The 2,076-nt window shown below is 73.2% G+C and carries 3 protein-coding genes; 1 reads left to right on the top strand and 2 read right to left on the bottom strand.

The genetic code is table 11. The features are described 5' to 3' along the window. Positions 1-27 precede the first annotated feature (27 nt). Both thpR and HMPREF0731_RS20620 read right to left on the bottom strand, forming a co-directional pair. Entirely contained in the window at positions 28-609 is a 582-nt protein-coding gene (gene thpR, locus HMPREF0731_RS20625; RefSeq protein WP_007006169.1) for an RNA 2',3'-cyclic phosphodiesterase, read from the bottom strand. Positions 610-615: 6 nt separating this feature from the next. Further along, positions 616-1,245: an arylesterase gene (locus HMPREF0731_RS20620; RefSeq protein ID WP_245538375.1), complete on the bottom strand. Its 630-nt coding sequence runs from the start codon at positions 1,243-1,245 to the stop codon at positions 616-618. Between the two features lie 67 nt (positions 1,246-1,312). Between HMPREF0731_RS20620 and HMPREF0731_RS20615 the strand changes: the two genes are divergently transcribed. Beyond that, on the top strand, positions 1,313-2,068 hold the full coding sequence (locus HMPREF0731_RS20615) for an ABC transporter ATP-binding protein (protein ID WP_083854602.1): 756 nt from the start codon (positions 1,313-1,315) through the stop codon (positions 2,066-2,068). Positions 2,069-2,076: the final 8 nt, after the last annotated feature.

Here is a 2,076-nt window from a genome sequence, read left to right as displayed (position 1 = left end):
CGCCGCGCAATGGTGCGCGGGCGGCGGCTAGAGCCCGGCCGCGCGCGGGATCGCCGCCGCGGTGTCGGCGGCGCCGGTCAGGGCGTAGTCCACCTCTGCCTCGTAATGCGCCTGTTCCTTGCCCAGCCGCGAGGAGAACAGGCAGAAATGCCCGATCGCCACCGGCTCGGGGCGGAACAGGTTGTGCGCCTGGACGAAGCTGATCAGCTTGTCCGGCGCCGCGCGGTCGGTGCGCGCCAGGGTCACATGCGGGGCGAAGCGGCGCCGCTCGGGCGGCAGCCCCACCCGTTGCAGCGCCGTCTCCACCTTGGATTGCAGGTGCAGCAGCCGCTCGCCGCGCTCCGCCTTCACATGCAGCGAATGGATGCGCCCGGCCTTCTCGAAGATGTCGAGGCCGGAGAGGGTGAGATCGAAGGGGCGGGCGCGGATGCCGGAGAGCGCCTCGTCCACCTCATCGGCCTGCCAGCCCTCGATCTCGCCGATGAAGCGCAGCGTCAGGTGGTAGTTCTCGGGCGGCACCCAGCGGGCGCCGGGGATGCCGCCGGCCAGGTCGGCCAGCTGGTCACGCAAGCGGTCCGGCAGCGGCAGGGCAACGAACAGGCGTGGCATGGCGGCTCAACCTCCCTGCAGCTTGGACAGCAGCTCCCGCACCGAGGGAAGCATGCGGCGTGCCACCTCCTCCGCGCCGCGGGGATTGGGATGGATGCGGTCCGGCTGGTTCAGCGCCGCCTCGCCCGCCACGCCGTCGAGCAGGAAGGGGTAGAACACCACCTCCGGATGCGCCTCGGCCAGGCTGCGGAAGGTGTTGGCGAAGTCGCGGCCGTAATCGGCGCCCAGATTCGGCGGCGCCAGCATGCCGGCCAGCAGGGTGGGCAGGTTGCGCGCCTTCAGCCGGGTCAGGATGTCGTCCAGATTGGCCCGCGTGTCGGCCGGCGGGACGCCGCGCAGCCCGTCATTGCCGCCCAGCGCCACGATCACCGCCTGCGGCTGGTCGGCCAGCGCCCAGTCCAGCCGCGCCTTGCCGCCCGCCGTGGTGTCGCCGGAGACGCCGGCGGCGATGATGCGCACATCGCGCCCCTCGGCCAGCAGCAGCGCCTGCAGCCGGGCCGGCAGCGCCTCGGCCTGGGCCAGGCCGTAGCCGGCGGTGATCGAATCCCCCAGCATGACGATCTTCACCGCCTCGGCCGAAGGCGCCTGGCGGGGCGCCGCGCCCTGCGCCTGCGCCCCCGCCGTGGCGATCGCCACCGGAAGAAACATTGCGAAACCGAGGAAAGCTCTTCGCAGTGCCGCATGGCGGCCATATCTGCGGGTCATGCCGGACGCACCCAATGCCATCCCTTCTCCCGCCCTGTCACCCGCCGCAGCCCCGCCCGAGGCGGTGCCACGCGGTGCCAGCCTGATCGAGGCCCGTGGTCTCAGCCTGAAGGTGGAGGCGGCGGGGGGGCAGGTCAACATCCTCCGCGGTGTCGATCTGACGCTGCAACGGGGGGAGGCGGTGGGGCTGGTCGGGCCCTCCGGCTCGGGCAAGACCTCGCTGCTGATGCTGCTGGCGGGGCTGGAGCGCCCCTCGGGCGGCAGCCTGCGGGTCGCCGGCCAGGACCTGACGAAGCTGGACGAGGATGGCCTCGCCCGCTTCCGGCGCGAGCACCTGGGCATCGTCTTCCAGGCCTTCCACCTGGTGCCGACCATGACGGCGCTGGAGAATGTCGCCGTGCCGCTGGAATTCGCCGGCCGGGCGGACGCCTTCGAGCGCGCCCGCGCCGCGCTCGGCCGGGTCGGGCTCGGCCACCGGCTGGACCACTATCCGGGCCAGCTCTCGGGCGGCGAGCAGCAGCGCGTGGCGCTGGCCCGCGCCGTGGTGGGCGAGCCGAGCCTGCTGCTGGCCGATGAGCCCACCGGCAATCTGGACCAGGCCACCGGCCAGGCGGTGATGGACCTGCTGTTCGGCCTGCGCGACGAGCTCGGCACCACCCTGCTGCTGATCACCCATGACCCGGTGCTGGCCGCCCGCTGCGGCCGCCGCCTGCGCATGGCCGATGGCCAGCTGGCCGAGCTGGAGGCGGCATGAGCCCGCCC

The organism is Pseudoroseomonas cervicalis ATCC 49957 (genome assembly GCF_000164635.1).
Classification (GTDB): Bacteria; Pseudomonadota; Alphaproteobacteria; order Acetobacterales; family Acetobacteraceae; genus Pseudoroseomonas; species Pseudoroseomonas cervicalis.
Note: the sequence above shows the minus strand (reverse complement) of the source record. Positions and strands in the feature narration are given on the sequence as shown.

Coding starts and splice junctions, on each gene's coding strand:
- thpR (WP_007006169.1), bottom strand. CDS start 609: ATGCCACGCCTGTTCGTTGCCCTGCCGCTGCCGGACCGCTTGCGTGAC.
- HMPREF0731_RS20615 (WP_083854602.1), top strand. CDS start 1,313: ATGCCGGACGCACCCAATGCCATCCCTTCTCCCGCCCTGTCACCCGCC.